Annotated in this window: 6 protein-coding genes; 2 read left to right on the forward strand and 4 right to left on the reverse strand. The window is 34.6% G+C overall.

Going from position 1 to position 5745, the window contains the following annotated elements; all coding sequences use genetic code 11:
- Positions 1–407 precede the first annotated feature (407 nt).
- The gene (locus ACPYKA_RS08995) at positions 408–1433 is read right to left on the reverse strand and encodes a DUF2332 domain-containing protein (RefSeq protein ID WP_479541973.1); all 1026 of its coding nucleotides are present in this window, start codon (positions 1431–1433) and stop codon (positions 408–410) included.
- 734 nt (positions 1434–2167) lie between these two features.
- Here ACPYKA_RS08995 and ACPYKA_RS09000 point away from each other — a divergent pair.
- Entirely contained in the window at positions 2168–2371 is a 204-nt protein-coding gene (locus tag ACPYKA_RS09000; RefSeq protein ID WP_479541974.1) for a hypothetical protein, read from the forward strand.
- 84 nt (positions 2372–2455) lie between these two features.
- On the opposite strand, the gene ACPYKA_RS09005 is transcribed toward ACPYKA_RS09000, so the two are convergent.
- Positions 2456–3022, reverse strand: coding sequence for a Uma2 family endonuclease (locus ACPYKA_RS09005; protein ID WP_479541975.1), 567 nt, complete (start codon positions 3020–3022; stop codon positions 2456–2458).
- Positions 3023–3255: 233 nt separating this feature from the next.
- Between ACPYKA_RS09005 and ACPYKA_RS09010 the strand changes: the two genes are divergently transcribed.
- Positions 3256–4098 (forward strand): aldo/keto reductase, encoded by an 843-nt coding sequence (locus ACPYKA_RS09010; RefSeq protein WP_479541976.1) that lies wholly within the window; start codon positions 3256–3258, stop codon positions 4096–4098.
- A gap of 202 nt (positions 4099–4300) precedes the next feature.
- Here the strand turns inward: ACPYKA_RS09010 and ACPYKA_RS09015 are convergent, their stop codons facing one another.
- Positions 4301–4666 (reverse strand): DUF4064 domain-containing protein, encoded by a 366-nt coding sequence (locus tag ACPYKA_RS09015; RefSeq protein ID WP_479541977.1) that lies wholly within the window; start codon positions 4664–4666, stop codon positions 4301–4303.
- A gap of 107 nt (positions 4667–4773) precedes the next feature.
- A partial coding sequence (locus ACPYKA_RS09020) for an LLM class flavin-dependent oxidoreductase (RefSeq protein ID WP_479541978.1) occupies positions 4774–5745 on the reverse strand: 972 nt, incomplete at its 5' end.

Genomic DNA, 5745 nt, shown 5'->3' on the forward strand with positions numbered 1-5745 from the left:
GATAAATTGGAAAAAGAATTTACAGAACTATTAGCCAGAAAAAAAGAATTAGAAAAATAAAAAAGTGAGCTGAATTTGTCAAGCATAATAAATTATTGACAAATTCAGCTCCAGTATTATAGTTTATTGCTAATTCCCCAACTGTTTTCAATGCTACATTCTGTTATATTAGTTTTTTTATGCAGAAAGTTATATACATTTTAATCCGCTTTCCTATAGAAAGGCTATCTAAACCAAGTAACATCACATCTAATATTATAATCTCCACTTCCGATACATAATTTTCAACATTTTCTCCAGAAATGAGCCATGTTGTATCATCTCCTCTTTATTTTAATTCATTGGTTAACCAATTCCCTACCTCATTATCGCCTTCTATATACAGGCCATATTTTATTTCCTCCCACTTACTTCAATTGCCATTCAAACCACCTGCCATGTCCATCTGTTTTGCCGATCGTTTTATTTGTTTCCTTCCCATCAATAAAATAGTCAAGATGCAGTTCACCATCATATATATTATTATAAAGATGAAAAATATCCCTCGTATGACCAATTTTAGTTATTGTATCCATTAACTGTTTCTTTGCCTCTTGTGGTAGTTGATTTGCCACATGCGTGTGAAAAATACAAATAACAGAATCATCTTGAATGTTATTTACTATCTCCGGAAGTAACGAAATTCCATCCCCTTCAATCAATTCAAGAGCATTATCTGTTATGTAACGTGCTGCATCAATGAACAATTGTCTTCTTTGTTTATGCTCAGGCCAAATCAAAGCTTTTAGCCAAAGATAATCATCTTCATTAGTCACATCAATTACATGTAAATCAATTCCAATTCTAGTGGAGACAGGAGGTGCAGTTTTTAATAACAACGGTAGTTCCTCTGCTTTTATCTCAGAAGTAATATGTACAGCGGAATCGGGATCGCCATAAATTTCCTTTGTCGTTTTATACGAGTAGCTATACTTATCCCAAAACAATTGTAATCCAGCACTCGTTCCAATTTCAATTAGAGATAGCGGCTTTTTTACTTGTTCATACATATAGCAAAATGCTGGATAAAGATACGCCGAGCGCCTAACTTCATTTGTTTGAACTAATTTTGTTTGAAGAATATTTATTATTTGTTCATCATTTTTTAAACAAAAATCTTTAAATGGGAAAAAAGCGTTTTCCACATTTTTTGGCTGATGTACAATACTAGGATAAAAATCTTTTAGGTCGTGCTCTTTTCCCTGGAGTAAAAGAAAGTGTACGGCTCCAAATAATAAATTAGGTACAGGTTGCCCTTTTTGTGCATGGGAACTTAATTGAAGAATCTCCCTATCCTCCGCTATCTTTAACGATAAAAACTCATACAACTCACTTGAATCTTTACACTCGTCTATTGCAAACCGATAAAAACGCTTCGAAAGTTGCTTAATCAAATTTACTCCTCCCCAATGGACATCGTTTTAATCAGTATACCAACAGTTATACTATAAATCACATGTCCTAGTTACCAAATATATAAATGCTGATATATCCATAAGTTTAGGGGTTTTATCTGTCTGAAAAACCTGTTAAAAGAAAATCTAGCACTTCCGATCTATACATATGCTGTTATCGAATCATGTACCTTTTAACAGAAAAATAATCCAATAACGCTGGCAATACAAGTTGTATAATGAAAAATAACTCCAGTTATCAAATAAGGTAAATGTTTTAATATGCTATTCCTGTAATTATTAAAATAAAAGAGGCTTATTGTTAATTTCGTTGTCATTAAGCAATCCCAAATTTAACCAGGAGATTCCGAATTTAATCAGCTAATCTTATAATTAACCACGCAAATTGCTAATTAACCATGAACAATGCTGTTATCCAGCCGATTCAGAATTTAACCAGCTAATTCGTGAAATAACCAGACAACTTGCAATTTAACCAGCTGAAGTTACCTTCTTAAACTAAATCAAAAGCTCTACAAAAGCCGTGATTCATATATAGACTTATTAGGACAAAATTGCCCCTGAAAGGCTTTACATATCCCAATTGTTACAAAATAAAAAACAGCAATTTTGAACCCTTTGTGAACTTCTTCACAATATGGGTTAATCAGATAAAATTTGGTATATACTATAGTTGAATCAAAAATAAATCTTCTAAGGAAGGTGCTAAGGAAATGAAAGGGACGGCTTTATTAATTAACAAGGATAACACTGTCACAGTATTAGAAAACGTTGAACATAAAGTTTACGAAGAGTTAAGCAATCAGGAAGACTCTAAAGATGTACATTGTACAATCGGCGAAAAGGAAGTTACGTTTAATCCAATTAGTGCAGTAGTTTGGTGCGAAGACGCTATTGACTGGGACTACGGATATTAATATATAAATAACAAATTATTATATACAGATAAAGCATGTAGAAAAAGATTATCCCCCTCTTTTTCTACATGCTTTTTTTTTCTACTATTGTGAAAATACGGTATTTAAATTAATTTTCAAGTCATCAAAAATGGTGACTGGCGCATGATCGTCCTCTGAATATAGATTAGGACGACCATATCTTTGATTGGCTTGCAAAGTAAAAACAGTTAATATTTTCTCTTCTGGCTCGATAATCCAGTATTCTTGAATACCCGCTTCTTCATATAAATTGAATTTTTCAATCTTATCTCTTCTTGCAGTCGAAGGTGAAATAATTTCAACCACCATATCTGGACTTCCCTTACAACCACGATCATCTAGTTTTTCTTCATCACAAACAATGGTGATATCAGGTTCAACAACATTTTTTATATCCCCTTCCTCTTCCATATCTAAAATAACGGCAAAAGGGACAGGATATACCTTACAATTTTTATCGATCAAATAATTGGCTATTTGCCTATGCATTTCAGATAAGATTTCTTGATGAATTCTAGATGGTGCAGCCTGCAAATATGGTGTTCCATTTATAATTTCAACCCTCTCATCCTTGGGCCAAGATAAATAGTCTACATACGTATAGTCTCGTTCTTCTTTCGGCAATGACACGTTAATCACTCCTAATGAAGATATTATTTGTCATTATACCATTTATTACTATAAAACCAACCACTCTTAGCATTCTTAAAGAAACCAGATCTGCTTTCATTTGAATTTCCCATTCTTTCAAACTTTTAAGGCTTCATATAACACTGATACAGGACTACAAGGCACACTTTTGATATACTGAACGTAGAGAGTTTTTATGCTTTCTTATCCGCTAATAAAAAGGAGTGACGTATATGGGTAATTCTATACCAGAAATCACACTTAATGACGGACTTACCATACCTTGGATTGGATTTGGTACATATAATCTTAATGGAAATGAAGGGGCAGCTGCAATAACAAGTGCAATAGACCAAGGGTATCGACTAATCGATACAGCTTACAATTATGAAAATGAGGGTACTGTTGGTGAGGCTATTCGCCGAAGTAGCGTTCCAAGACAGGAATTAAAAATTACTTCAAAACTACCAGGTCGTTATCATACATATAACAAAGCCGTATCGACCATCCAGGAATCTTTATATCGTGCTAATCTCGATTATTATGATTTGTACCTCATTCATTGGCCGAATCCGAAGCAAAATCAATATATTGAAGCTTGGCAAGCATTAATTGATGCTAAAAAATGGGGACTTATTCGTTCGATTGGCGTTTGTAATTTCTTACCTGAACATCTTGAACGTCTTGAAAAGGAAACAGGAGTTAAGCCTAGTATCAACCAAATTGAACTACACCCTTTTTTCAACCAAGAGGAACAAAGAAAGTGGCATGAGGAGAATAATATTGCAACAGAATCATGGAGCCCACTAGCACGAGCGAATGAAGTATTTCAAAATAAAACGTTACAAAAAATAGCCGACAAATATCAGAAGACGATTTCTCAAATTATATTGCGCTGGCATTATCAGCTGGGGGCAATCTCAATCCCCAAAAGCAAATCACCAAAGCGGCAACTTGAAAATATATCCATTTTCAATTTTTATTTAGATGATAAAGAAATGAATATGATCTCTGAACTAACTCGCCCAGATGGTAGATTAAAAAACCAGGATCCAGCGATTTATGAAGAATTTTAAAAACGTAGGGATACTAATTACCCTACGTTTTTTAATTATTTAGATTTCATCCACCATGTAATTTTTTATTTCTACATTTTAGAAAAATTTATTTTCGAAAAACTTACTAATTACCCGTCGGCGGATTACCGTGTCAGCTATCATCAATAATCCAATCTGTAACGGAAGATTTTGTTTATTGTATCAAAATTTGTTGCAAAACTCAGGCTGTTATTTTCTGATCAATTGGTTTCCTAATTAAACACATGCTGCCAACTATTACAAATAACACTGTTTGGATCAACGTTGCCCCTAATGTTAGAAAAAACATAAAAATACCCGTTATCAATAAAGTAATTCCTGCTTGTTTAGGGTTATACTTAAGCTTAATTAAAGCAACGACTCCAACAAATAAACCGGCAGCGAGAACTGCGACTGCAAACCAGGCGTACCATGCCTCAAATTTAGGTGAAATGATTTCTGGAAATTGTAAGCTAATAAAAACCATTATTGGTATTACAAGAATAATGATAAGTAGTTGAAGTACTAAGGCGATAACACCTAAGACCATTTCAGTTGTTCGCTTCAATTTATTTTCCTCCCCTTTTGCTCTTTTGCACCACTTTCCTTAATATATTCATTTAATAAATGATTCAACATGTCTTTCGTTTCTTCAGAAGTAATTATGTTCAAAAGTTAAATCAATTCCTGCGCCAATAAGCGATAAACATCCAATCGCTTTTTCTGTGAATGTGGGATACTACAAATCATCGCTTCATCAAAACCATAAAATTCTTGCTCTTTTTGCAATAAGGATGCGATTTCTTTTATTGAGCCTACTAAATGAAGTTTACGGTTTTCCTTGATTCTCATCCGATCGATTTCAGTCAATGGATAATCCTTTGCTTCCTCCGGTGTTAACGCTTGGATCATGCGGCCTTGCTGTAGCAATAACCGTGAAATATCTTGTGGACCAGCCTCAAATTCTGCTTCTTCTTTCGTTTCAGCGGTCGTGACCATATACGTAACAATCGTTTCAGGTTTCTCCATAAATGCAGACGGTTTAAAATGTTCTTTATATGCTTCTATTATTTCTTTCGTCAATTCACCATTAAAAAACTGGGCAAAAGAATAGCCAACACCCATCTCCCCTGACTTTATGGCACTGCTCCCACTTGAACCTAACATCCAAGCTTCCGGCAACACAATATTTGATGGTGACGCAATCGTTTTATCATACAATCTATCTTCTGGAACTTCGTCATTTATTAACTTGAGAGCAGTATTAAACTTTTCATACATATTATGTACCATCGGCTGGCGTCCTTCCGATAAAGCGTAAATCGAGTAATTATCCCCGCCAGGAGCACGGCCTACGCCAAAATCTATTCGACCAGGTGCAAATGCACTAAGCGTTTTAAAAACTTCTGCTAATTTAAGTGGAGAATAATGCATCATCATGACCCCACCAGTGCCAATTCGAATATTTTTTGTTTTGGCAGCTAGATAAGCAGCTGTCACTTCAGGCGCTGAACTAGCAAAAGCTTTCGTTCCATGATGCTCCGCCATCCACATTCGTCTATAGCCTAATTCATCCACCAAAATCGCTAGTTCTTCTGCTTTTTTTAATGCATCTTCCGCCAAATTTCCTTTTGTAACTGGGGATTG

Source organism: Pseudogracilibacillus amylolyticus (SeqCode) (genome assembly GCF_051918545.1).
Classification (GTDB): domain Bacteria; phylum Bacillota; class Bacilli; order Bacillales; family Amphibacillaceae; genus Pseudogracilibacillus.